Source organism: Hwangdonia lutea (assembly GCF_032814565.1).
Taxonomy (GTDB): Bacteria; Bacteroidota; Bacteroidia; order Flavobacteriales; family Flavobacteriaceae; genus Hwangdonia; species Hwangdonia lutea.
The window spans coordinates 2494868-2519554 of record NZ_CP136521.1 but is presented as its reverse complement, the minus strand read 5'-3'; the positions used below and the strand labels follow the sequence as shown (position 1 = coordinate 2519554).

The 24687-nt window shown below is 35.7% G+C and carries 23 protein-coding genes; 10 read left to right on the top strand and 13 right to left on the bottom strand.

From position 1 onward, the window contains the following. Positions 1-16 precede the first annotated feature (16 nt). Both RNZ46_RS11005 and RNZ46_RS11000 read right to left on the bottom strand, forming a co-directional pair. Complete coding sequence (locus tag RNZ46_RS11005) at positions 17-640, bottom strand: tetratricopeptide repeat protein (RefSeq protein WP_316982252.1); 624 nt, start codon at positions 638-640, stop codon at positions 17-19. A gap of 11 nt (positions 641-651) precedes the next feature. Then, positions 652-1074, bottom strand: a complete 423-nt coding sequence (locus RNZ46_RS11000; protein WP_316982251.1) for a DUF2141 domain-containing protein — start codon at positions 1072-1074, stop codon at positions 652-654. Positions 1075-1237: 163 nt separating this feature from the next. Here RNZ46_RS11000 and RNZ46_RS10995 point away from each other — a divergent pair, with 163 nt between their 5' ends. After that, positions 1238-1642 (top strand): hypothetical protein, encoded by a 405-nt coding sequence (locus tag RNZ46_RS10995; protein ID WP_316982250.1) that lies wholly within the window; start codon positions 1238-1240, stop codon positions 1640-1642. A 169-nt stretch (positions 1643-1811) separates the two neighbouring features. Here the strand turns inward: RNZ46_RS10995 and RNZ46_RS10990 are convergent, their stop codons facing one another. Beyond that, positions 1812-2543, bottom strand: coding sequence for an energy transducer TonB (locus tag RNZ46_RS10990; protein WP_316982249.1), 732 nt, complete (start codon positions 2541-2543; stop codon positions 1812-1814). Positions 2544-2737: 194 nt separating this feature from the next. Between RNZ46_RS10990 and RNZ46_RS10985 the strand changes: the two genes are divergently transcribed. Continuing rightward, on the top strand, positions 2738-3619 hold the full coding sequence (locus tag RNZ46_RS10985) for a S1 family peptidase (protein WP_316982248.1): 882 nt from the start codon (positions 2738-2740) through the stop codon (positions 3617-3619). 152 nt (positions 3620-3771) lie between these two features. On the opposite strand, the gene RNZ46_RS10980 is transcribed toward RNZ46_RS10985, so the two are convergent. Further along, entirely contained in the window at positions 3772-5925 is a 2154-nt protein-coding gene (locus RNZ46_RS10980) for a TonB-dependent receptor (RefSeq protein WP_316982247.1), read from the bottom strand. 160 nt (positions 5926-6085) lie between these two features. Here RNZ46_RS10980 and RNZ46_RS10975 point away from each other — a divergent pair, with 160 nt between their 5' ends. The 3 genes from RNZ46_RS10975 (at position 6086) to RNZ46_RS10965 (ending at position 8268) form a co-directional block, all read left to right on the top strand. Next, positions 6086-6754: a lysoplasmalogenase gene (locus tag RNZ46_RS10975; protein WP_316982246.1), complete on the top strand. Its 669-nt coding sequence runs from the start codon at positions 6086-6088 to the stop codon at positions 6752-6754. 373 nt (positions 6755-7127) lie between these two features. After that, positions 7128-7622 (top strand): RNA polymerase sigma factor, encoded by a 495-nt coding sequence (locus RNZ46_RS10970; RefSeq protein ID WP_316982245.1) that lies wholly within the window; start codon positions 7128-7130, stop codon positions 7620-7622. A gap of 4 nt (positions 7623-7626) precedes the next feature. Next, on the top strand, positions 7627-8268 hold the full coding sequence (locus tag RNZ46_RS10965) for a DUF8845 family protein (protein ID WP_316982244.1): 642 nt from the start codon (positions 7627-7629) through the stop codon (positions 8266-8268). 141 nt (positions 8269-8409) lie between these two features. On the opposite strand, the gene RNZ46_RS10960 is transcribed toward RNZ46_RS10965, so the two are convergent. The 7 genes from RNZ46_RS10960 to RNZ46_RS10930 form a co-directional block, all read right to left on the bottom strand. Beyond that, positions 8410-9000, bottom strand: coding sequence for a pseudouridine synthase (locus RNZ46_RS10960; protein ID WP_316982243.1), 591 nt, complete (start codon positions 8998-9000; stop codon positions 8410-8412). Between the two features lie 324 nt (positions 9001-9324). Then, on the bottom strand, positions 9325-11631 hold the full coding sequence (locus tag RNZ46_RS10955) for a type IA DNA topoisomerase (protein WP_316982242.1): 2307 nt from the start codon (positions 11629-11631) through the stop codon (positions 9325-9327). A 203-nt stretch (positions 11632-11834) separates the two neighbouring features. Continuing rightward, entirely contained in the window at positions 11835-13349 is a 1515-nt protein-coding gene (locus RNZ46_RS10950) for a TlpA family protein disulfide reductase (protein ID WP_316982241.1), read from the bottom strand. Between the two features lie 339 nt (positions 13350-13688). Further along, on the bottom strand, positions 13689-14327 hold the full coding sequence (locus RNZ46_RS10945) for a GNAT family N-acetyltransferase (RefSeq protein WP_316982240.1): 639 nt from the start codon (positions 14325-14327) through the stop codon (positions 13689-13691). Between the two features lie 9 nt (positions 14328-14336). After that, positions 14337-15206 carry a beta-keto acid cleavage family enzyme gene (locus RNZ46_RS10940; protein ID WP_316982239.1) on the bottom strand — a complete coding sequence of 290 codons (870 nt, stop codon included), beginning with the start codon at positions 15204-15206 and terminating at the stop codon, positions 14337-14339. Positions 15207-15333: 127 nt separating this feature from the next. Next, a complete protein-coding gene (locus RNZ46_RS10935; RefSeq protein WP_316982238.1) occupies positions 15334-16131 on the bottom strand; it encodes a lysophospholipid acyltransferase family protein in 798 nt (265 codons plus the stop codon). Positions 16132-16192: 61 nt separating this feature from the next. Then, positions 16193-16834: an NUDIX hydrolase gene (locus tag RNZ46_RS10930; RefSeq protein WP_316982237.1), complete on the bottom strand. Its 642-nt coding sequence runs from the start codon at positions 16832-16834 to the stop codon at positions 16193-16195. 6 nt (positions 16835-16840) lie between these two features. On the opposite strand from RNZ46_RS10930, the gene RNZ46_RS10925 reads away from it, so the two are divergent. Next, positions 16841-17548, top strand: coding sequence for a peptidylprolyl isomerase (locus tag RNZ46_RS10925; protein WP_316982236.1), 708 nt, complete (start codon positions 16841-16843; stop codon positions 17546-17548). Between the two features lie 182 nt (positions 17549-17730). Then, complete coding sequence (locus tag RNZ46_RS10920; RefSeq protein ID WP_316982235.1) at positions 17731-19884, top strand: M3 family metallopeptidase; 2154 nt, start codon at positions 17731-17733, stop codon at positions 19882-19884. Positions 19885-20154: 270 nt separating this feature from the next. On the opposite strand, the gene RNZ46_RS10915 is transcribed toward RNZ46_RS10920, so the two are convergent. Together RNZ46_RS10915 and RNZ46_RS10910 are read right to left on the bottom strand one after the other, a co-directional pair. After that, on the bottom strand, positions 20155-20757 hold the full coding sequence (locus RNZ46_RS10915; protein WP_316982234.1) for a trimeric intracellular cation channel family protein: 603 nt from the start codon (positions 20755-20757) through the stop codon (positions 20155-20157). A gap of 126 nt (positions 20758-20883) precedes the next feature. Continuing rightward, positions 20884-21603 carry an RDD family protein gene (locus RNZ46_RS10910; RefSeq protein ID WP_316982233.1) on the bottom strand — a complete coding sequence of 240 codons (720 nt, stop codon included), beginning with the start codon at positions 21601-21603 and terminating at the stop codon, positions 20884-20886. A 158-nt stretch (positions 21604-21761) separates the two neighbouring features. On the opposite strand from RNZ46_RS10910, the gene RNZ46_RS10905 reads away from it, so the two are divergent. Genes RNZ46_RS10905 through RNZ46_RS10895 form a run of 3 tightly spaced genes read left to right on the top strand, consistent with a single transcriptional unit; the run spans position 21762 to position 24678 of the window. Further along, positions 21762-22751, top strand: a complete 990-nt coding sequence (locus tag RNZ46_RS10905; protein ID WP_316982232.1) for a stage II sporulation protein M — start codon at positions 21762-21764, stop codon at positions 22749-22751. A gap of 35 nt (positions 22752-22786) precedes the next feature. Continuing rightward, the gene (locus RNZ46_RS10900; RefSeq protein ID WP_316982231.1) at positions 22787-23473 is read left to right on the top strand and encodes a hypothetical protein; all 687 of its coding nucleotides are present in this window, start codon (positions 22787-22789) and stop codon (positions 23471-23473) included. Further along, entirely contained in the window at positions 23473-24678 is a 1206-nt protein-coding gene (locus tag RNZ46_RS10895; protein ID WP_316982230.1) for a DUF4350 domain-containing protein, read from the top strand. Before RNZ46_RS10900 ends, RNZ46_RS10895 begins: the two co-directional genes overlap by 1 nt. The last annotated feature ends 9 nt before the right edge of the window (positions 24679-24687 follow it).

The window sequence follows — 24687 nt, the reverse complement described above, 5'->3', positions numbered from 1 at the left end:
TTATGCGTGTTTCAAATTACTTTTCACAAGATTTCAGTACTTGCTCCGCGCGTTCTTTTCCCCAATTAGGATGAAACGGTGTTTCTGGCTTAAAGTTAGCAAAAAGTTCTATAGAGCGTTCTATATCTTTACAAAATGGCGTGGTATCTTGTCCAAAATAACGTGCACCTCCCATGTCCCACTCTGCTTTGCTAAACACCACACGCGGGTTTTTTGGTGCTAATTGTGCTGCTTTTGCGTACAATTCTACTACTTTCCCCGAAAGGGTCATACCGTAAGTTGCGCCATCGTAAGCTACCCAAGCGGTGTGCAATAAGGCTTGAAGCACCAGAATTTCTGGGTTGTCTTTTGATATGGCCGTGGCATCGTTAATTAAATTTTGTGCCTTTTTAAGTTTAGCCGACAGTTTTTCTTCGTCCTTCTCGCCAAAGCTATTCACAATATTAATTTGTGCGGCGTAATACAAGGGCAACCAATTGTCCGGTTCTGCTTTTGCGATGCGCTCAAATAAATTTGCTGCTTCGGTAGGCTGATTGCTTCCCCAAAGCTGAAATGCTTTCTGCATGCCTTTTTCGTAATTGGTTTGGGCATGCATTATCCCTGATACTAAAAGTGCTGCGATAATAATTAAATGTTTCATAAGTTTGATTTTTAAAGTTTAATATGTTGCGTGATTGATTCGTTGTGTATTATAAATTTGGCGTCCTCCCATTTTGGTGGTCCCATAAACCCTTTCGCGTTGTTTGAACAACCATAATCTTCTTTTGGGATTCCTATAAAATTGGTATCCATTTTATTGTTTTCGTTTTCATCGTGAAACATCGAAATAGCATAAGTTCCGTTCGGAATCGCTTTAAAAACAACTTTACAACTGTTGTTTTCAATGTTGGTTTTTACTGATTTAAAACCCTTATTTAAAAAGTTTTCTTTGGCATTGTAAATGGCAATAAAAACCTGCCCCTTATTACTGTTTAAGTTTGAAATATTTACAATTACCTCGTTGTTATTGTCTTGTGAAAACCCAATAGTAGTATTTAAAAGCACTAAACAGATTATAGTTGTGAGATGTTTCATGAATTTGGTTTTTATGGTTTTAATGATGAAACAAATATCAACCAGAAACCCAATTTTTAAAAAAGCAACTTACCGAACTGTTATTTTTTGTTGATGAAATGTTAAACTGTTTAAATAGGCTAGCAAAAGTTATTACATTGAAGAAACTTTAAACCAGAAACACATGATGAAAAAAACAATTTTAATTGCGGTTTTACTCTCATTTTATATGGGAATAAGTCAGTCGTCCACTCATGTTTCCATGATAGATTACGTACAGGTTTTAAATAAAAATAAAGCTGAAGCACTTTTTTACTATCAAAACAACTGGGAGCAGTTGCGTATTCAAGCTATTGAAAAAGGATATATTGTATCGTATCAATTATTAGAAACAAAACCAACGCCCGAAACGCCTTATACTTTTATGCTGATAACCACTTATAAAAATAAAGCGCAATACGAGGCTAGCGAGAAGAATTTTCGAAAGTTGATTGATGCCGGCGATGGCCTAAAACTATTAAACGAGAAAAAGCCCAACGATTTCAGAAAAATAATTATACATCAAGATAACGTAAAACATTGGGATTAAAAAAGGCTGCATAAAAAGTCTAATTGTAGGTCGTATTGAGCTTGTCGAAATATTATACTTTGTGATAATCAAAATCGGTTTCGACAGGCTCAACCTGACAAATTAAATACAAAAGACTTTTATGCAACCTCTTTTCACATTGATAAAAACATTCCCAAAAAAACCCTATTTAACCTTCGTGAAGTTTAAAAAATATAGGTACAGCATAACTCACTTTTACAGATTTACCACGCTGTTTTCCTGGTGTCATTTTAGGTAACAAACCAATAATACGTTCGGCTTCCTTTTCTAAAATTTTATCTGGACCTCTAGATCTTACATTAGTGGTATACCCTTTAGAATCGATAACAAAAACTACCGACACGCGCCCTTGAATATTCATTTCCAATGCGGTTTGCGGATATCTAAAATTCTTTCTAACATGTTCCTGCACTTTTTGCTGAAAACAATCTTTCATTTTCTTTTTTGACAAACCTTCGCATCCGGGAAAAACAGGCACATTTTCAATTACTGCAAACGATACCTCCACATCTTCCTCAACCTCCTCAACGTCAACTTCGCTTATATCTATAATGCGCTCTTCAACCGCTTCGTTTTGGTTAGCCTCAGAACTTTCAATTATGGTTTCCTCAACATCCTCAACATCTTCAACAATAGTAATGGTTTCCACAACTACGGGGGGCGGTGGCGGCGGTGGCGGTGGTGTATTAAGGTTTACAATAGGAATATCTTCCTCTAGCTCTGCATCAACATCCAATATATCGATGGTTGCAAGATCTTTATCGTAAGTTTTGTACTCTAAAGCTTGCCAAGACAAAAACAGCATCACATTTAAACCTATAGCAAAGTACAGGCTGCTGTTTCGTCCTATCTCTAAATCTGGGTTTTTTTTGGGTTTCATAACTCATCTGTTTTATACATTAAAATTATTATAAAACCTTATTAAATTCTATGATATTTATCATGTGTGGATGGTTTTTGAATATGCACTTTAAGTTTGAATTTGTGCGAAAAAATTGATATGTTTGTTTAGCGGTTGATATAAGTCATTAATACGACGCATATCCACGAGCCATTACCCATAATTTGAATTAAATGAGAACATTAATTACAATTTTCCTTTTTAGTATATCAAATCTACTATTGTCACAAGCTATTCCAACAGAAATAAAAAAGACTGTAGGCTTCATTTATGCTAAAGACAAGTTTGGAAAGGTAAAGCCTCAAGGCACTGGTTTTTTTGTAAGTGTTTCCGATTCAATAAATGGGCAGCCAAGATCAGCATTCTATTTTGTGACAGCAAAACATGTTTTAAAGCAAAATAAAACCTTTAGAGATACTATATTAATTAGATTAAACACAAAGGATTCTTTATCGGAATATGGAAGACTTGAATTACATCCGAATGGTGTCAACAAGAATATCTTTATACATGCGGACAAAACGGTAGATATTGCTGTAATACCTATCGGGCCTGACCCAACGAAATTTGACTATTTAACTCTTCCGAGCACTTTTTTAACGAATAAAAAAAACTTTAAAGATCTTAACATAAGAGAGGGTTCGGATGTGTTTTTCACAGGTATGTTTACTCCATTTATTGGAGATAAAAGAATATATCCTATCGTTCGATTTGGAAGAGTAGCCTTACTTACGGAAGAAAAAATTCCTTGGGACAATGAAATGACAAGCTTGTATCTAATGGAAACATCGAGTTATGGAGGTAATAGTGGTTCCCCAGTATTCTTTTACCTCGGAGCAGATAGAGGTAATGGTGGTCTTTTTGTTGGAAATCCTGAATTGAAGTTAGCAGGAATTATGAAAGGATATTTTGGAGAAAGTTCCCCTATCAAAATTATAGAAACACAAAAAATTCCAGTTTCTGATAGAAATTTGGGAATTGCTGCTGTAGTACCATCGTATTTTTTGGAAGAAATACTATTTGGAACTGAACTGAAGAACATAAGAGGATTTTAAAAAACTGTGGGTAACAACACCTATAATTCATTGCGGTTGAATTCCTTAATCGGAATTCAACCGCAATTTTGCTATCTTTCGGTTACGGCGGAAAGTATCTTGCGGATTTATCCGCAACGAAATCATAGTCAAAACCGGTAAACGAATCTCTCCTACAAATTATCCAACTGGTTGCTCTTTTTATCCGCACTAATCGTCCAAAAGAAACCCACAAAAAAGAATTGGTCTGCCGCAGGTTGTAACGCACGTCTTTCAAAATGGCCATTTGCATTTGGTGCATTGGCATATTGGTAGCCATTAATATTTTTAAATCCCAACACATTGTTTATTGAGGCGTACAGTATTTTTTGCGGACTTATTAAATAAGCCCAATTAAGGCTTAAACTGTTATACGCTTTGGTTTTGTTGTTTAAAAACCCAGGCTGATTTGGGTTGGTGTAGGTTCTGCCCGAAGCAAAACCGTAGCTAAAACCAACTTGACTGCGCCAATCGTCAATCCAATATTTACCAACTACCGAAAGGTTATGTGTGTTTGCAAAATTTGGTTGTGCCTTTGCTGTATAATTTCTGTAATCGCGTTTGGTATCCAAAAACGAATAGCTTAACCAATAATCGAAATTTTTGATGCTTTTGCTATCCCTCCAAAAAAAGTCGATGCCTTTTGCAAAACCACTTCCATTGTTATTATAAGTACTATTGAAATCTGGGAACTCATCAGTAAACTTCACTAAATTATCATAGTTTTTATAATAGGCTTCAGCTCTAAACAGTTGTCGGTCGGCATTGTACTGATAGTTAAAAATATAATGCGATGTGTTTTGAGATTTTAAATTTTGATTAAACTTTAAAATATAGCTCGATGGGTTTTGGTAAAAATTTCCGTAAGCCAAAGACAACTGACTTTTCCCTGAGGTTTTATAGGCCATCGACACCCGTGGCGCTAGTGTAAAATCGTTGAAAATCTCGGTGTATTCTGCACGCATACCCGTTTTAAACGCTAGTTTTTTCGATATAAAAATATCGGCTTCGGCAAAGGCTGCTGCAATGTTGTCGTTATACCCGTAGCTTACCGGACTAACCGAAGCATCGGCATAGGTTTCATCAAAATCCGTAGCAAAATATTCTGCGCCAAAATACAGTTTAAAGCGGTTGCTAATTCGGTTTTTAAATTTCAGTTTGGCGTGTATCGAGTTTTCAAAATCTTCGATATCGCTATCCATAATATTAATATTGTTATTTCCGTGGGTATAACTTAGGCCGCCAAATAACGACCAATTGGCATTTAAAGCGCCTTGATACGAGCCATTGATATACAGGTTTTTGTTTTTCAATTTAAAATCCAGTCCCTCACTATAATTGATGTCTTCTTGGGTGAGTTCAAAATTTGTCGTATCAAAAGCACCGTATAATTTAAACAAGCCCGAATCTGTTTTTTTGCGGAATACGGCTTCCCCCGAAAGGGTTTCAAAAGGTTTTTTCCAATCGTTTCTATCGGGAAACAGTGCGATATAAGGTGCTAAATTTATGTAGGAAGCATTGACACTAACAGAACTTTTATCCCATTTTTGGGTGTTACCCAATGTGGCGCCAACACTCATAATGCCAATATCTGTTTTTTCTTGATCGGGTTCGTCAATGGTATTTAACAACAATACACTGGATAAGGCTTGCCCAAATTCCGCGGAATAGCCACCCGTAGAAAAGGTAATGCCATCAAACAAAAAAGGCGAATAGCGTCCGCGTGTTGGGGTGTTATTGGTTGTTGGCGAATACGGTGTAAACACACGAATGCCATCAATAAAAATCTGGGTTTCCTCGGCTTCGCCACCACGCACAAACAAACGGCCGTCTTCGGCTACTGTGGTGGTTCCCGGTAAGGTTTGTAAGGCACCAACAAAATCGCCCAAGGCGCTGGCGGTGGTTACCACATCCAAAGGTTTTAGCACGTTAACTTTACTATTGTCGCCCGCTGCAAAGGTGCCGGCCGATAGCACAACGGCATCTAAAGCGTTTACATCTTCGCGCAGTTTAATACTTAAATCTTTCATGTAAGATACATCGCCAACCATGGTAAAGGTTTCAAATGACAAAAAAGAAACAATTAAAGTTTGCGTACCGACTTCTTCGGTTTTAAAGGAAAATATTCCGTTTTTATCGGTGGTGCTGCCATCGTACGTGGCATCTAAATAAACATTTGCTCCAGAAATTGGCAAACCTTTATTATCGGTAACTTTTCCGTTGATAATAGTTTGGGCGGAAAACTGACTTGTGATAATTACACTTAAAATTAATAATAGCTTTTTCATTTTTTAGGTTGATTATTGGTTCGTTCGTTTTTTGTTGATGCGGTACTGAAATAAATTCAGCACAAGCAAATTTGAAACATAACCAAGCTTGAAAAAACTAATACTAACCGAACTGTAAAATTTTAATGATGAATTGAATATATTTGAAAAAATCAACGTTATGCTCAACAAATCCGAGATATCATTTTCATTCGTTTTCTCAATAATTGTTATGGCAGAATTGATTTGCGGCTCTGTTGAAAGTTTAAGCACTTACCATTATTTTACCAAGCCTTCAATTTTAATTTCGCTCATTTTCTTCTTTTGGAAACACGCGCAACATTTGGATGCCAAAACAAAATGGCTTACACTTTTAGCTTTGCTGTTTTCGCTATTGGGCGATGTGTTTTTAATGTTTGTAAATGCATCTGCCAACTATTTTATAAGCGGATTACTAGCCTTTTTATTGGCGCACATTATGTATGTTTTGGTTTTTTTGAGAAAGAAAAAGAATTCAAAAAAGGTGCTTCCTTTTACTGCGTTGTTACTCATTTATGCAGCGACCTTATTTTACTTTTTAAAAGCTGGTTTAGGCGATTTATTGATACCTGTAATTGTATACATGGGCATTATTTTATTAATGGCGATTACAGCATTTTTACGACAAGGAAATGTAACCAAAAACAGTTTCATTTTAGTTTTTTTAGGTGCACTTTTTTTTATAACTTCGGATAGTTTATTGGCCTTAAATAAATTTTACGAGCCATTGCCATTTTCCAACATTAGCATTATGCTTACCTATTCAATAGCCCAACTTTTTATCGTTTTTGGCCTATTAAAGCAATCATAGACAAAATCTATATCACATATTTAAAATATTGATTATCAGATGTATGAATTTAAAAATAGAAAGCATTCATTTAACCTTCAAAAACCAGATATCAAAATAGCTGAAAAATTTAAAAAAGATAGCCGTTGCCTTTCAATTTTAAAACAATCACCCTTATTTCATTTATTTCATTTTTAATTTCAGACAAAAGCCGCCGCAAATATTTGCTTTTTAGCTTTCATAATTCCATTTAATTCACTCAAAATAAATCAGTTAAAACCCGTCATTTTAAAATTAGATTTTTTAGCTTTTTTTCCTCAATTAAAAATATTGTTTTAAGTTGCTGTAACATTTTAAATATTTAAGCTACTTACCTTGTAACTAAACCATCAAATTGAATAAAGAACTTGAACATAGTTTTGTTGAATTGCTAGAAAAGCATCAGAACATTATTCACAAAGTATGCCGATTGTATACGAATAATTATGATGCCCATAACGATTTATTTCAGGAGATAACCATACAACTTTGGAAAGCCTACCCCAAATTTCGTGGCGATGCAAAGTTTAGCACTTGGATGTATCGCGTGGGCTTAAATACCGCCATTACTTTGTACCGAAAATCTAAACGAAGGATTAGCACCCAAGATTTTGGAGGTGTTGAATTTAAAATAAAAGCAGAAGATTATGACGACACCGAAGAGCAGCAATTAAAAGTGCTTTACAAAGCCGTACACCAATTAAACGATATTGAAAAAGCACTCGTTTTCTTGTATTTAGAAGACAAAGATTACCGAGAAATTAGTGAAACCTTAGGGATAAGTGAAGTGAATGCACGTGTGAAAATGAACCGAATTAAAACAAAACTTAGAACCATATTAAATCCGTAACATTATGGATGAACTAGAATTATTAAAAAAAGATTGGAAAAAAAGCGACGATGCGTTTCCAAAATTAACCTACAACGAAATATACAAGATGATATTAAAAAAGTCGTCTTCCATCGTTAAGTGGATATTTATCATCAGTTTACTGGAGTTTGGGTTCTGGACCTTTATATCCTTTTTCCTAAAAGATTCCGAAAGCATGAAACGCTTTAACCAATACGATGCCGATGCCATTTTCATCCCATTAATGGTTATTGGTTATATTATTTTAGGCTATTTTTTCTACCTGTTCTTTAAAAACTACAAAACCATTTCGGCTACCGATAATGCCAAGGTTTTAATGGAAAATATCCTTAAAACCAGAAAAACGGTAAAACAATATGTCGCCTTTAATTTAATCTATCTCGTTGTATCCACCATCGTTGTTCTGTTTCTTGAGTTCGACAGAGACCAACAAGTTATCGATCAAGTCAAAGAAGCTACCGCAAATGGTGAAGCTTTTAAATTTTATGCCGGTATAATAATAGCTACAATCCTAATTTTAGTAGTCGCTATCGGCGTGCTTCTCTTGTTTTATTGGCTCGTTTACGGCATTCTTTTAAAACGATTAAACCGAAATTACAAAGAGCTTAAAAAGTTGGAGGTTTAATTCAATTCGTCATTATTATGAAGGAGGCACGACTGTGATAATCTTTTCAATGGAACGTTAAAAGCTGATATTTTCTTTACCAAAGAAAGATTATACAGATTGCCACGTCATAAAAAGTTCCTCGCAATGACGAATCAATTTTTATATTAAAAACCAATCAACCGCAACAACATCACCAACTTGCATCGTGCCAAGTTGAATATTCCCAACCCGAACGCGCACCAATCGCAATGTAGGAAAACCAACGGCCGAAGTCATTTTTCTTACCTGCCTAAATTTGCCCTCGTTTAAGGTAATCGATACCCAAGATGTTGGCCCGTGCCTATCATCCCTAATTTTTTTTGAGCGTTTTGGCAAGTTTGGAGTTTCATTCAACTTAAATGCTTTACAAGGTTTGGTTTTATACTTAATGCCATTAAACCCAATCTCCACGCCACACTTTAATTGCTCTATCGCTTCCGCGGAAATATTGCCATCAACTTGGGCATAATATTCCTTTTCTACTTTTTGGCTGTTTACAAAAGCACTCGTTTTGCCATCCGTGGTAATCAATAACAAACCTTCCGATTTTTCATCCAATCGGCCAATGGCCATAGCGTTTTCCGGGAAATCAAAAAGGCTACCCAAAAACTTTTTAGACTGCTGTTTGGAGTCGTGGCTTTTAAACTGACTTAAATAGCCATAGGGTTTGTAGAGTATAAAATGGTGGTGTCTTCCGTCTGTAAGAATCATTAAAATATTATTAATTAAAAAACCTGTTGTGCATTTTTGCAGAATTCTGTCAATTCGAGTGAATTTTACGATTGAAATGAATGAAATTTGTATCGAGAACAAGAATTTTTAAACCATAAATAAGTTCTCGATACAATTTTTCGTTCCTCAAAATCACTCGAACTGACATATAGAAATTATTTTCATTCAAAATGCACAACGGGTTAATCAAAATCGTTTGTCATGTCGAAATGAGGTACGTTCCGATAGCAATCGGAAGGGACATCATCTTTTCTAAACTTCTTAATTATGTGATTTCTCGCTTCGCTCGAAATGACAAACGCTTTAAACATTACCATTCAAAATACGATAAACCAAATCCTTGGTTGGAGCTTGCCCATCCATTTTCGCTCGCACGTCGTCAAAGGTCATTTTAAAGTCGCAACCCGATTTATAATCGCTGCATCCGTAGGCGGTTTTTCCTTTTATAATGGTTCCTTTTTTACATTTAGGGCATGTGTTTTTTTCTTCAGACCTGTCAGGTTTTTGAAACCTGACAGGTCTATCTTTAGGTTCTAATTTTAAATTGAAATTGTCATCAAATCGCAATAAGCCTTCAACTTTTCCAGCATCGGTTTTAAAACCTTTTAAATTAACGGTACTTCCTTTTTTAAGTAGTCTTATCAACTGCTTTTCGGATATTTTTTTCTCCGCAAAACTAAAAGGCAACACAAAATCACATCCTGATTTATAAGCGCTACAACCATAAGCGGTTTTCCCTTTTAAAAGTTGTCCTTTTTTACATTTCGGGCAAATTTCGGCAGTAATTCCCGCCTGCTTTTTAACCGTTGCTTTAGCGGCTCTATTTTTAATTACCGTCGCCTGCGAAATGTTGGCGCGCTTGGTTTCGCTGCGTACCTCGTACACCAAGGCATCAACCATACGCTTCATGTTTTTTATAAAAGCGCCCGCGCTAAACTCGCCTTTTTCGATATCTTTTAATTGTTTTTCCCACGAACCTGTTAATTCTGCCGATTTTAATAATTCGTTTTGAATCGTATCAATTAACTGAATGCCCGTAACCGTTGGCAACACTTGTTTTTTATTACGTTTTATGTATTTGCGTTTAAAAAGGGTTTCAATAATATTGGCTCGTGTTGAGGGGCGGCCAATACCGTTTTCTTTCATTAAATCTCGCAACTCTTCATCGTCCACTTGCTTACCGGCGGTTTCCATAGCGCGTAATAACGAGGCTTCGGTAAACTGCTTTGGCGGTTTGGTTTCCTTTTCTAAAAATGAGGGTTCATGCGGCCCTTTTTCGCCTTTTTCGAAAGTGGGCAAAATCCCCGATTCTTTGTCTTTTGCATTTGGGTTTTCGAATACGATGCGCCAGCCTTTTTCCAAAATTTCCTTTCCGGTTGTTTTAAAAATCACTTTTGCTGCACTACCCAAAACCGTGGTGTTCGATACGGTACAATCGTCATAAAATACGGCAATAAAACGCTTTACAATAATATCGTAAACCTGTTGCTGATTGTACTGTAAATTGATTTGAATGCCCGTTGGAATAATAGCGTGGTGATCGGTGACTTTTTTATCGTTAAAAACCCGTATAGATTTTTTTATTTTCTTGCCTAAAAGCGGCTGCGTTAATTTTGAATAATTGGTTAGCTTTTGCAGAATACCCGCGACTTTTGGATATACATCGTTTGGTAAAAACGTGGTATCGACTCTTGGATAGGTGACTACTTTTTGTTCGTATAGCTTTTGGACAATCTTCAAGGTTTCATCGGCCGAAAAACCAAACTTGGTATTGCAATACACTTGCAGCCCTGTTAAATCGAACAGTTTTGGAGCGTATTCCTTCCCTTTCTTTTTGGTGATGGATTCTATTTCAAAATCGCTTTCCTTTACTTTATTGGCTAAAGCTTCGCCGTCTTCTTTTTTAAGAAAACGTCCGTCCTCATAACTAAAAAGCGTATCGCGATACAGAGTTTGCAGTTCCCAATACGGTTGTGGCTTGAAATTCTCGATGTCTTTAAACCGATTGACCACCATGGCCAAAGTTGGTGTTTGCACACGACCAACGGACAGCACTTGCTTGTAACCACCGTGTTTTACGGTGTATAAACGCGTGGCATTCATGCCCAACAACCAATCTCCTATGGCTCTTGAAAATCCGGCGTAATACAAATTATCGTAATCGGTTGCTGGTTTTAAGTTTTCAAAACCTTCCTTTATGGCTTCGGTGGTTAAGGACGAAATCCATAGGCGCTGCACTTCGCCTTTATAGTTGGCCTCATTCATTACCCAACGCTGAATGAGTTCGCCTTCTTGCCCTGCATCGCCGCAGTTTATAACCACTTCGGCTTTATCAAATAAACTTTTTACTATGTTGAATTGCTTTTGAATACCCGAATTTGCAACGACTTTGGTTTCAAATTTTTCGGGCAACATGGGCAAATTGTTTAAATCCCAGCTTTTCCAATAGGGTTTATAATCGTTGGGTTCTTTAAGCGTGCACAAATGCCCAAAGGTGTACGTTACCGCATAGCCATTGCCTTCGTAATAGCCATCACGTTTGGAGTTGGCTCCTAAAACAGAGGCAATTTCGCGGGCAACACTGGGTTTTTCGGCAATACAAACCTTCACTTATTTAGCTTTAAATTAAAGACGCAAAATAGGAATTTTGATGTGGTTTTTAAAAGGGATTTGTTAGGAGTTATTAACTAAAGAATTGTGTTGAGAAATGAAGTAATAGAAAATAAAAAGCCATAAAAAGAGCTTAAAGAAGTTCTTTACGAACTTTTATGGAGGTTGCGCAACGGTTACCGATGTTAGCCACCGTTATTTTTTTAAATTTGATGTTTTTTAATTAATTCATTTATTACATCAAAATTATTCGGATAAGTTCCAAAAGTCACTTTTTCTCCAATAGTTCCGTCTGATTTTATTATTTGATGATGAGGAAAACTGCTCACTCCAAAATATTTTTCAAAAAAGGCTAATTGATTTTTAGTTAGTAAATAGTGTTTTCCATTGAGGTCTAAATTATTAATTGTCTTTTTCCACTCCTCTTTTTTCATATGCACTCCATAAAAAACAAAGTCAACATTTTTCCCTTTGGTTGTTGCAATTAATTTATTGTAGTTTGGTAATTCTTTCATACAAGGTGCGCACCAAGTAGCCCAGAAATCGTGATAAATCACTTTACCTTTGGTGTCTTTATATAAATCTAATAGTTCGTTTTTCTCCTTTTCGTTTAAGTCATATTCTTTTATTAAATCCTCAATTGGTTTGCTTTCTACTTCTTGTTTTTTTAATAGTTGGGAGATGTAGTCAGGTTTAGTATAAAGGTTTAAAGAGTCAAAATAGGTTTTAGGTATTTCTTTTCCTGTGTATTTTGATAGCCTAATTTCGTTTTTAAATAGATACGCCATCATTATTTCCCTATCTTTTCCTTGAGGAAGTTTTTTAAGTATTTCAAGCTTTAAAAAATATGGTGTAGGCCAAAGCTTTTTTAAATTTTCCCTTTTAAGTTTATATTTATTACACCAATTACCTATTAGATTATAGCTTCCTGTTAACGATTCTAAATAATCTAAATATACTTTGAATATTATTTCATTGCTAGAATTAAACCCTACATCATTTATAAAACTGAAATATTCATTTTCATCATCTAAATCTCGGTTACTTTTATTCATAGAAAGGTATAAGCTTAAGTCATAACCTGTTTTATATTTGATTTGTGATTTGCCCCAATCGATGAAAATTTTATCTTTAATTTTTTTGTCAGACACATATTTATTGAAAACCTTTAACTGATTTGTCATTTCAGATAGTCGTTTGTTTTTATAGCGAATATTGTTTAATGTACTATCTTTAACAAAAGCATTTGTTGATTGTTTAATTAAGCTATCAATAAACGATGCATTAGCTAAAATTAAATTGTTAGTGGTTTTATTTGTTCCGCTTATTTTAGGATTTTTGAATTTAGACCAATTCAATAATTCCTTAATATTTAAGTCCACTAATACTTCTTCATTTGGGCTCACAATCAATGAAAATGTCCTACTGTCATAATCAAAAATTATTTCTTTTTTATTTTGGTTTAAAAACACATAATTTACAGTTCCGTCATCAGAAATTTTTAATTGCTCTTTTATCGGTTTTAAAGAAGTAATAATTTGTATATCAATATATTTTTTATGTTCACTTGGGTTATAGCCTTTTATACTTAAAATAATCTTTGTTGGACTAGAAGTAACTTGTGTAGATTTTACGCTTTTTGCATAATCGTTTGTCTTCTTTTCATTACAAGAAGTTAGAAATGTTAATGTAAGTAAAAAGTAAAATATTTTTCTCATTATTTGTTTTTAATGGTGTCTAATGGCTTTTAAGTAATCAATCCGTTTTAATACCGAAATAAATTCAGGGCAAATGATTTATATTCAACGTTACTGAAACAAGTTCAGCACAGGTAAACGAATGTATCATTTTTTTCGTACAAATTCAAATAATAATTTGAAGACACTATACATTTATTTAATAAACTAAAAACATGATGTATCCGCGTTAGGGATTGTAATGGAAATCCTTTTTTGAGGCACGAAAAAAAGATTGTATTGGAAAGCCCGACCCCGTTTCGGGAGCCTCAGCGACCAAGCGGGGTAACGCCCAAATTATAATCGGTTTTATAGTTGTGTTCAATACTTTTTTAAGGTAAAATTCCACTCATATTTTTTAAACAAGACAACACTTAAATAAAGAAAGTGGTGTTTAGAGTTTAGTTTGTTTTTAAATTTTATGGAAGATTTATTGAAGTACTGCGTAATACTATATTTTGCGGTTATGCCACGCTCTTCCAACAATCTATAGGTTTGATAACGCAAATAGGGTGCTAAATTTTTTCCGCGGTATTCACTGAACGTCCACATGTTTAATAGATAAGCTTCGTTGGGTTTTAGTTTAAAAAGCCGTCCTTTAAACTCGAAATCCTTTAAATCTACAAAGGTGTAACAGGCAATTTCGCCACGGTGTTCAAGCCCTACACATAGTTGGCCTTTTTCCAGTCCTTTTAAAACTTCATTATAGTAGGTGCCATAATGCTGCGTAATGGATTTAACTTGATCGTGTGTTAGATATTTTAAGGTGTATTGTGAAGCATCATCTTTTATTTTGGGGACATCGCACTTTTTGTATTCTTCTTCAACCCAATAATACGGGTTGATATCGATGCCTAGGTTAGCCAACCTATTTCTCAATCCGAAAAGAAACAAGCCGTTTTTAACAACGTTGTAATATTTTTTTAATGCGGGTGTATGCTGATTTTCCTTTGTTTTCATAAACGCGCTTTATTTAAAGTTTCGCCCGTATTTACCAAAACCAGGTTCTAAATTCATTTTAACCCGAAAATCTTTGGGTGGCATCACCGAGCGTCCGTTGGCATTGGCGATAAGATGTACGCGCTTTAACAAATCGGCATTGGTAGCTAGTTTGGTTCTGGCGGCATCATACCAAATATTATCCTCGATGCCCACACGAACGCCACCACCAACAGCGATGGAGAGTGAATTCATTTTAAGTTGCTCATTCCCTATGCCTGCCAAACTCCACAGTGAACCTTTAGGAAGATCGTTAATCATTACCCCGGAATGCAAAAGATTGGCTTGCGAACAGGCAATGTTGCCAAACAGTAAATTAAAATAATAGGGTGCTTGAATGATTTGTTTTCGTTCTAAATATTTGGCGTAGTTAATCATGCCAATATCGAAGGCTTCAAGCTCGGGGACTATGCCTTTTTCTTTCATAATAACCGCTAAGTTTTTAACCATTTCCGGTGCATTTACACTAGCTGTTTTATTGAAATTTAACGAACTTAAAGTTAAACTGCCCATATCTGGTTTTAAATGCCCTTCGAGCATTAATGGCTCACTACGCTTGTCTAGCTCGCTAAAATCGCGACCACTTAAAGACAAACAAATAACCAGTTCTGGTGCATATTTACGAATGCCCTCTACTATTTTGGCGTACACCTCATTTTTATATGTGGGCGCTCCGGTTTGGGCATCGCGTGCATGTAAATGTGCCATGGTAATACCAATTTCTGAGGCTTGGTGAACATCTTCAACAATTTCGGAAACACTAACCGGTACGTGAGGCGTCATCTCCTTGGTAGGAATCATGCCGGTTGGCGTAAAATTTACAATTAAATCATGAGTCATAAATTATTGTTTACCTAATAAATTCTGTTGAAGATATTTACAAGTCTGCTTAAAAAAAAGAAAACTAGACTAAAAACAATATGTATAGACTATTGGGAGATAGCAAATTATGCTTTGGCGTTACAAATTACCACTCACGCTTTTTATTCAAGGCTTCTTGAGCTTCGATTTCTTTTTGAGGAATGACTTTTAAAAACGATGGATGTTGCTCTATGGCTTGTTCTATCTTTTTTACGATTTCTTCGGTAGATTCATTGTCGTAATCAATATCCAATGGTTCTTTTATCTCAAAAGTTTGCAGGATGTTTTTCTTTTTTATCCGCAGCCCTTTTTTATCAAAAGAGCGTCTGAAACCATCAATAACAATAGGAACAACAACCGGTTTGTAACGTTTAATAATATGCGCCGTACCTTTACGGATGGGTTTAAACGGCGTGGTAGTTCCTTGCGGAAAGGTAATAACCCAACCATCGTCCAGTGCTTTACCAATATTGGAAATATCACTCATTTTTACCTGTCGGTTCACTTCTTTACCTTCAGATCGCCACGTGCGCTCAATACTAATAGAACCTACATAGGCCAATATTTTGGGCAACAAACCTGCTTTCATGGTTTCCTTAGCCGCCACATAATAGATGTTTAGTTTCGGGTTCCATAAATACCCCACATTTTTAATGGAATCTACTCGACCGCTTAAACTCGCATTAAACACGTGGAACATAGCCACCACATCGGCAAAATAGGTTTGGTGGTTAGAGATAAAAAGCACGTTGGTATCGGGTAGGGTTTTGATAATCTCAGAACCATGTATTTGCAATTCGTTAAACCCACGAAAGCGTCTGTGGGTTAGAGCTCCAAGAATTCTGATGAGCCATTTTTTCACAAAAAGTATATGTCCGAACGGATTTCGTTTAAATAATCCCATAAATCGCGCGTCAAAAAAAAATTGGTTAGTTAAAGTACGCAAATGTACTAAATCTTGCAAACTAGAGCATTTGTTTTAACAGGTCTTTAATTTCGCTAAGCATCATTGCCGTTGCTCCCCAAACCACATAATTGTTTAATTTAAAGGCAGGCACTTCAACCTCAGCACTATACGATGCTGAAACCGTTTTGGTTATAACTTGTTTATCATCTAAAAAATGTTGCAACTCCACTTCTATAATCGCTTCAACTTCATCATCTTGTTTAATAAAAATTGGCGTTTTTTCAGAAATGCCTATAAACGGATACACATAAAAATTACTGGGTGGAATGTAAACTTGGGTTAATGGTTTTACAACTTTAATATCTTGCATGGGCACCCCAATTTCTTCAAAAGTTTCCCTAACTGCAGCATCTTGCAGCGATTTGTCTGAATCTTCCAACTTGCCTCCCGGAAACCCCACTTGCGCCGAATGTACACCGTTATACGTCTTTCTTAAAATTAAAACCAACGTTGTTATTTTCTTTTTATTTGGAAAAAACAAAGCCATAACACCAGCTTTTTTAGCGCTTTTAATGGCTCTTTCCTGTTCTTTTAACAACTCTTGCCTAAAGGTTGGCACCATTTTAAATTGAGAAGCTTCGGCTGGAAGCGGTATATTTTCTATTTTTGATATTGATTTTAAAAAATCATCAAAATTCATTTTTAAATGCGCTTTAAATTATTCCTTTTACTTTTTTTATTTTTTTTGAATTGTGAAGATAAACAATCTAAACAAAAAACCATTTCAGGACACCCCACAACATTGACACCCAAAAAAGAAAGCAAACCTGTTGTAACCACCATCGAAGAAAAGCGCAAGTACCCCAAACTCGATGACAAAAACTCCATGTATTTCTTTCAGGAATACGACAAAAACCACAAAGAAAACAAAGTACGCATTACCACCGATTTTGGATCGATTGATATTTTATTATTTGAAGAAACCAGATACCATCGCTCGAACTTTATTTTTTTAACGAAGCAAAAATATTTTAACGGCACGCAATTTTACCGAACGATTGAAAATTTTATTATTCAAGGCGGAAATAGTGATGACAAAAAAACAGCAAGAAAGCGTTTTGAAATCGGCAAATATTTGTTACCAACCGATACCAAACGTGGGTTTAAGCACGATCGTGGTGTTATTTCGATGCCCAGTAGCGAGATTGATAACCCGCATAAACTAGCTTCGCCCTTTGAGTTTTTTATTGTGTGCCAAAAAGGTGGCGCTCATTTTTTAAATGGCGATTATACGGTTTTTGGAAAGGTTATAAAAGGTATGGATGTGGTCGATAAAATTGCCGCCGTTGATACCGATGAAGCTGATTGGCCTTTAAGTAACATTTATATCAGAAATGTTGAAATTATTGAATAACAGAAAACAAGGGACCACTAAAATTCAATATCGTTTTTAGAAAACACATTATTCAGACTTTGTTTATTTTGTACTAAAACAAAGGCTTCTAGCCTATTTTTTATCCATTTCTTTTAACTTAATATTATAAAAAAGCTTCGACTTATTTAATATCTTTCCAAACCTAATAAACTAGAACTAAAATGAATACAAAAACACTGATTAAACCATTAATTTTTTGTGCGTTGTTTGCAGCTGTTGGCTGTAAAGATGACACCCAAAAAGATGCAAAAAGAGATATTGCAACCATGAGTGACAACATATTACTTCAGGAATGGACAGGCCCCTACCAAGGTGTTCCTGCCTTTGACAAAATGAAAGTTGAAGACATTAAAGAAGCTGTTGAAATTGGCATGGATTTGAGCTTAAAGGATATTGACGCTATTGCAAACCAAACCGAAGCACCGACTTTTGAAAACACGATTGTTGCCATGGAACGCTCGGGCGAGGAACTAAATCGCGTGTTTACATATTACGGTATACTGAGCAGCAATATGAGTTCTCCAGAATTTAGAAAGGTGCAAGGCGAATTAGCACCAAAACTATCTGAATACCGATCAAAAATATCCCAAAACGAAAAATTATTTAATCGTATAAAAGCGGTTTACGAAGCGTCGCAAAACACGCCTTTGGAAAAAGACCAGCAACGTGTTGTGGATTTAATTTACAAACGTTTTGAAATGAATGGCGCCAACCTTGATGCCGAAAAAAAGAAACGTTATGCTGAGATAAACAAAGAGTTATCAAGTCTTTACAACGATTTTTCCAACAACGTGCTACACGACGAGGAAAATTACGTTACTTATTTAACCAAAGACCAATTGAGTGGTTTAAGCGAAGGGTTTATAAAATCTGCCGCTAAAATCGCAACCGATAAAGGGCAAGATGGTAAATATGCCATTACCAACACACGGTCTTCCATGGACCCGTTTTTAACCTATTCCACCGAGCGTGAATTGCGTAAAAAGATTTGGACCAACTACTATTCGCGGGGTGATAATAACGACGAATACGATAACAAAGACATTATTGCCGAAATTTTAAAACTGCGTAAAGAGCGTGTTGGATTATTGGGTTACGATAATTATGCCGATTGGAGATTACAAGACCGTATGGCAAAAAACCCAGAAAATGCCATGGCGTTGATGGATGCCGTTTGGCCTGCAGCTATTGGTCGTGTAAAAGAAGAAGTTGCCGATATGCAAGCCATTGCCAATAGCGATAACATTACTATTGAGCCTTGGGATTACCGATATTATGCTGAAAAAGTGCGTAAAAAGAAATACGATTTAGATAGCGATGAAGTTAAGCAATACCTGCAATTGGACAAATTAACCGATGCTTTGTTTTACACGGCCGGACGCTTGTTCAATTATAAATTTACACCCGTAAAAGAAGGTAGCGTACCAGTTTTTCATCCCGATGTTAATGTTTGGGAAGTAACCGATAAAGACTCTGGAGAGCACATTGGTTTATGGTATTTAGATCCGTTTGCTCGCCAAGGAAAACGTTCTGGAGCATGGGCAACAACCTATAGAAGCCACACCACTTTTGATGGCAAAAAAAATGTACTGGCTTCAAACAATTCTAATTTTGTAAAAGCGGCTCCGGGTGAAGCGGTTTTAATATCTTGGGACGATGCCACGACATTTTTCCATGAATTCGGACATGCTTTACACTTCTTTTCATCGAATGTAAAATACCCCACTTTAAATGGCGGCGTTCGAGATTATACCGAGTTTCAAAGCCAATTGTTAGAGCGTTGGCTATCTACCGACGAAGTGATCAATCAATTTTTGGTGCATTATAAAACCGGGGAACCGATTCCGGCAGATTTAGTTGAAAAAATTAAAAAAGCATCAACCTTTAATCAAGGATTTGCAACTACCGAATATTTGGCGTCTGCTATTATGGACATGAAATTACACTTGGCAGACCCCACAAATATTGATATTGCAAAATTTGAACGTGAAACATTAGCCGAATTGAACATGCCTGCAGAATTACCAATGCGCCACAGAACACCGCATTTTGGACACGTATTTTCTGGTGAAGGTTATGCCACGGCTTATTACGGTTACATGTGGGCCGATGTTTTAACCAGTGATGCCTCTGAAGCTTTTAAGGAAGCTCCGGGTGGTTTTTACGATAAAGAGGTGGCAGACAAATTGGTAAAATATCTATTTGCGCCAAGAAACTCTATGGATCCTGCTGAAGCGTTTAGAAAATTTAGAGGTCGTGATGCTAAAATTGAAGCCTTGTTAAGAGATAGAGGTTTTCCTGTACCTAATAATTAATAATTGAAACTCTTAATATATTGAGTAAAAGCCATACTATTTTGTATGGCTTTTACTTTGCAGTAAGTTTGCGTTAGGGAGTGATGCCCTTCGACAAGCTCAGGATAAACTCATCTTTTTTTACGTCATAGTCACGTCGCTCGCTCCACGCTATGACGAAAAAATATATAGCGGATAGCCCGACCGAAACGATCCTGCAAGGTTTTGCGCGCACTGAGCTTGTTGAAGTGGAGACCTTGTAGGTATGAGCGCAGGATCGCCCAAAATAAATTAATCTTTGTAAATAGTTGGTAAGGTAATTTTGAACTTAACAGCCAATAATCTGGTGATAATCACAACAGAACCAGCAATGATAAATACCACATTATTATCTATGGGTAGATTTTGAATTAAAAAATAACACAATCCGCCCAATATACAGGCTGTGGCATAGATTTCCTTTCTGAAAATGACGGGTATTTCGTTACACAGAATATCGCGTATTACGCCTCCAAAACATGCCGATATGGTACCCAAAGCTATGCAAATAATGGGGTTTAATCCTGCCGAAATACCTTTTTCCACACCTACTACGGTGTACAAGCCGATTCCTATAGTGTCGAACAAAAGTAAAGAGGTACGCAGGTAGTCGATTTTACTTTTACTCAGAATGGTCACTACGGTTGTAATCAAGATAACGTAAGTATAGGTCATGTCTTGCATCCAACTTACGGGGGTGTTTCCTATAAGTAAATCGCGAAGTGTACCGCCGCCAATTGCCGTTACAAATGCAATGATTAATATACCGAACAGGTCCATTTTTTTACTAATGGCAACGAGTACACCAGAAATGGCAAAGGCAATAGTTCCTATAATATCTAGAGTGTGAAACATGTTTTTTAATTAATTAGGTTTATCTATTGGTTAAAATTAGATTAGTTTCTTTTAAAGAGAACCCTCCACCCGCTCAGGGTAAGCGATTCGCACACTTTTTTCGAAAAGGAAAAAGTGGCTCTCTGCTTACATATCTTGGGTGTAAAAATTATAATCTTTTAAAATAACATCGATAAACTCTATATCTGTTTTTTGTTTTATGGTTTTAATTCCAACAACTTCAACTAATTTATTTCTTAACTTTATTAAGGTTTGATAATCTTTTGAGGCTCGTGCCACGGTAAAAGTATCTTTTATAATACGGGCATCGTTATCGGATAATTTAATAACATTGGGATAGGTTGGCTTATAATCGGCTTTTAAGTTTTCTAGAATGGTATGGCTGATATTTACCTTATCCTTTAAAGCGATAACGGCTGTTCCTGCCGCCATATCGCCCAATCGTTGCTGTTTTTTGCTAAACATAATGACAAAAAAACCGAGGCCAAAAATATAAACATCTACAATTCTGAAAAACCAACGTACCACATAATCGGCTAAGGACGCTTGGTAACCATCAATTTTTACAACCTTTATTTTTAAAGCACGTTTACCAATGGTTTGCCCTTCTAAAAGCGATTCTAAAGCTAATGTATAAAACATAACCGGAAAACTCAACACCGTATTAATGGCTATTTGAGACCACTCATCCATATTTTCAAATGCACCAAAGGTCCAATTTAAAACCAACAAATACCCAACTTTTATGGCGGTATCTATGATGAATGCTAATAAACGTTCTCCCGCACCAGCGGCAGTGAATTTTATTTTTACATTTTGGGTCGTGTTAATTTGTAACTCTGACATTTTATATTTTAATTTATCAAAAATACATGAATTTTTTAATTCGAAAATTTAAAAAAACGGAATGAAAAAATGACATGGATTAACAAAGTTGATTACTGAAGTGAAACTAAATTTTGTAATTTTTTGATACAAAATTTAGTTTTTTACAGAAGAAATATATGAGGGAAGTTTCATTCATCAAACAAAATAAGGAAAAATGGTTGAGTTTCGAGCAGGCTATATTTAATAATGACTTTAAAGACCCCGACGAACTCGCTTCGCAATACATCCATTTAATTAACGATTTGGCTTACGCACAAACCTATTACCCCAAAAGTAAGGTGATTTTGTACTTAAACCAATTGGCCGCCAAGGCATTCCAAAAAATTTATAAAACCAAACGCGAAAACACCAACCGATTTGTCGAGTTTTGGAAAACCGAAGTGCCATTAATTTGCTACCAATATCGAAAATTTATTTATATCGCTTTTATCATTTTTGTCACGTTTACGTTTATTGGTGTGATTTCGGCCGCCAACGATGGCGAATTTGTCCGTTCTATTTTAGGCGATAACTATGTAAACATGTCGCTGGAAAACATTGAAGCTGGCGATCCGGTTGCGGTTTACAAAAGCGGCAGCAATTGGGGCAGTTTTATTGGCATTACCATTAACAACCTGCGGGTGGGCATTATTGCTTTTATCTTGGGGGTTTTTGGTGGCGTTGGCACACTTTATATCATGTTTAAAAATTGTATTATGCTGGGTTCTTTTCAGTATTTCTTTTATGAAAAAGGTGTGTTTTGGGAAAGTGTTCGCGGGATTTGGATTCATGGCTCTATGGAAATTTTTGCCATCGTTATCGAGTGTGCTGCAGGATTAATTCTTGGTGCCAGCATTTTATTTCCGGGTACGCATTCCAGATATACCTCGTTTAAACACGGGGCAAAAATAGGTGTGAAAATTTTAATAAGCACCTTTCCGTTTACCTTTTTTGCTGGCTTTTTAGAAGGCTTTGTAACCCGCTATTCCAATATTATGCCGCATTTTTTATCGGTTGGTATTATTTTAATTACCCTTGGCATCATCAGTTATTACTATTTAATTTACCCTTTTAAGGTACAAAAAGAAGTAACGAGTTTACCACTTTTAAAACCTTCATTTGCTTGAAAATAAATCGGTTATATATTATCATTTTCTTGCTTTTGAGTGTTACAAGTTCTCAAAGTATTTTTGGGGTGTCTATGGTTCAGGAACCGGAGCATATTAGGCAATTCGACAACGATTTTAAAACGCGTTATTCCAGCCGAAAATACAATTATGAAGGTAGAAAAATTGTAACCCAAACACCAAGTGGTTCGGGCAAATACGAAGATTACAAAAACGGTAAACCAGCACAAAGAAATGAGAATAATACCGATGGTTTCAGCATCAACCTTGGCCCTTTTGCTTGGTTGTTTTATTTGGCATTGGCCATTGCCGTAATCTATTTGGTTTACATTTTACTTAACGAAGGTGGCACTGGTTTGTTTTCTTCGAGACAAAACAGAAAACTTACCCATTACGAAGACATTACTGCCGAAAATATTGAAAATGCAGATATTGATACGCTCATCTTAAATGCTGAAAATGACCATGATTTTAGGCTTGCCATTAGGTATTATTATTTGCTGGTTTTAAAAACACTAAGCTTAAAAAACCATATAAAATTTGAGGACGACAAAACCAATGCTGAGTATTTGAATGAAATAAATGAAAAACCATTCAGTAAAAAATTTGCCTACACCTCATATTTATACAATTATATCTGGTATGGCGAATTCCCGTTGAATAACGATGAATACAGCAAAGCTAAAAGTAATTTTATAACGCTTTTAAATCAGGTTAAATAATGAAAAAAATAATCCCCATACTTTTCATTATCGCCGCTTTAATAATTACGGCCGCTATTGCTTTTGGCATCAAATCGACCAAAACGGTGGATTGGGAAGAGTCATTCAACGAAAAAAGCAACAAACCCTACGGTGTTAGCATATTTTATAAAGAATTACCGACACTTTTTAAAAACCATAAAGTTAGAACGGTTTACCACCAACCGGCGAGTTATTTACTGGCTCACTCCGAGGATAGTTTTGGCGAGCATATTGCTGAAGGTAGCTTTGTTATCATTGGCAATTCCGATTATTTGGAAGACGATTCCGTTGATGAATTATTGCATTTTGCAGATTCAGGAAACACCCTTTTTATATCAGATTATTATTTTGCCCAAAAAATTCACGATACCTTAAATATTAGTGTCGAATATATTGAGAATACAAAAGACAGTATTTCGTATCAATCTTTAAAATACCTAGACATAAAAAATATTGCTATCGACAGAAACGAGGGCGACAATTATTTTTCAAAATTCGACACTGTAAATCACACCGTTTTAGGACATTCTAAAATTGATTACAAACACGTAAATTTTATACACGTCCCTTTTGGGGAAGGCAATATATATCTGCATTTAGAGCCCAAAGCATTCACCAATTACAATCTTTTAAAAGAAGACCGGTATAAATACGCTGAAGGCATCATTTCCTATTTACCCGAAAACGATGTGTATTTTGACTCGTACACCAAAATACAAACAGGATACGATGGCAATGTGGAAAAAGAATCGAATCTCAGTTGGTTTTTAGAGCAATTGTCCTTTAAATGGGCGTGGTACACTGCTTTAATTTTCGGTATTTTATTTATGATTTTTAATGCGAAACGGAGGCAGCGCATCATTAAAATCATTAAACCTTTACAAAATACATCCGTCGCTTTTGTTAAAACGATTTCTAATTTATACTTTGAAACCCAAGATCATAAAAACTTAATTGATAAAAAAATAACGTATTTTTTGGAGCGCGTCCGTACCGATTTTAATATGGACACTTCTGTTTTAAATGATGATTTTATAGTAAAACTAGCCTCGAAAACAGGAAAGAAAAAAGAAGACGTTAAAAAACTAATCGATTACATTAATTGGTTGCGCACAAAAAATGAGTTTTTTGAAGACAACTTAATACAACTCAACAAGCTCATCGAAGCTTTTTATTTAAAATAATTATGGACG

Coding starts and splice junctions, on each gene's coding strand:
- RNZ46_RS11005 (WP_316982252.1), bottom strand. CDS start 640: ATGAAACATTTAATTATTATCGCAGCACTTTTAGTATCAGGGATAATG.
- RNZ46_RS11000 (WP_316982251.1), bottom strand. CDS start 1,074: ATGAAACATCTCACAACTATAATCTGTTTAGTGCTTTTAAATACTACT.
- RNZ46_RS10995 (WP_316982250.1), top strand. CDS start 1,238: ATGATGAAAAAAACAATTTTAATTGCGGTTTTACTCTCATTTTATATG.
- RNZ46_RS10990 (WP_316982249.1), bottom strand. CDS start 2,543: ATGAAACCCAAAAAAAACCCAGATTTAGAGATAGGACGAAACAGCAGC.
- RNZ46_RS10985 (WP_316982248.1), top strand. CDS start 2,738: ATGAGAACATTAATTACAATTTTCCTTTTTAGTATATCAAATCTACTA.
- RNZ46_RS10980 (WP_316982247.1), bottom strand. CDS start 5,925: ATGAAAAAGCTATTATTAATTTTAAGTGTAATTATCACAAGTCAGTTT.
- RNZ46_RS10975 (WP_316982246.1), top strand. CDS start 6,086: ATGCTCAACAAATCCGAGATATCATTTTCATTCGTTTTCTCAATAATT.
- RNZ46_RS10965 (WP_316982244.1), top strand. CDS start 7,627: ATGGATGAACTAGAATTATTAAAAAAAGATTGGAAAAAAAGCGACGAT.
- RNZ46_RS10960 (WP_316982243.1), bottom strand. CDS start 9,000: ATGATTCTTACAGACGGAAGACACCACCATTTTATACTCTACAAACCC.
- RNZ46_RS10950 (WP_316982241.1), bottom strand. CDS start 13,349: ATGAGAAAAATATTTTACTTTTTACTTACATTAACATTTCTAACTTCT.
- RNZ46_RS10945 (WP_316982240.1), bottom strand. CDS start 14,327: ATGAAAACAAAGGAAAATCAGCATACACCCGCATTAAAAAAATATTAC.
- RNZ46_RS10940 (WP_316982239.1), bottom strand. CDS start 15,206: ATGACTCATGATTTAATTGTAAATTTTACGCCAACCGGCATGATTCCT.
- RNZ46_RS10935 (WP_316982238.1), bottom strand. CDS start 16,131: ATGGGATTATTTAAACGAAATCCGTTCGGACATATACTTTTTGTGAAA.
- RNZ46_RS10930 (WP_316982237.1), bottom strand. CDS start 16,834: ATGAATTTTGATGATTTTTTAAAATCAATATCAAAAATAGAAAATATA.
- RNZ46_RS10925 (WP_316982236.1), top strand. CDS start 16,841: ATGCGCTTTAAATTATTCCTTTTACTTTTTTTATTTTTTTTGAATTGT.
- RNZ46_RS10920 (WP_316982235.1), top strand. CDS start 17,731: ATGAATACAAAAACACTGATTAAACCATTAATTTTTTGTGCGTTGTTT.
- RNZ46_RS10915 (WP_316982234.1), bottom strand. CDS start 20,757: ATGTTTCACACTCTAGATATTATAGGAACTATTGCCTTTGCCATTTCT.
- RNZ46_RS10910 (WP_316982233.1), bottom strand. CDS start 21,603: ATGTCAGAGTTACAAATTAACACGACCCAAAATGTAAAAATAAAATTC.
- RNZ46_RS10905 (WP_316982232.1), top strand. CDS start 21,762: ATGAGGGAAGTTTCATTCATCAAACAAAATAAGGAAAAATGGTTGAGT.
- RNZ46_RS10895 (WP_316982230.1), top strand. CDS start 23,473: ATGAAAAAAATAATCCCCATACTTTTCATTATCGCCGCTTTAATAATT.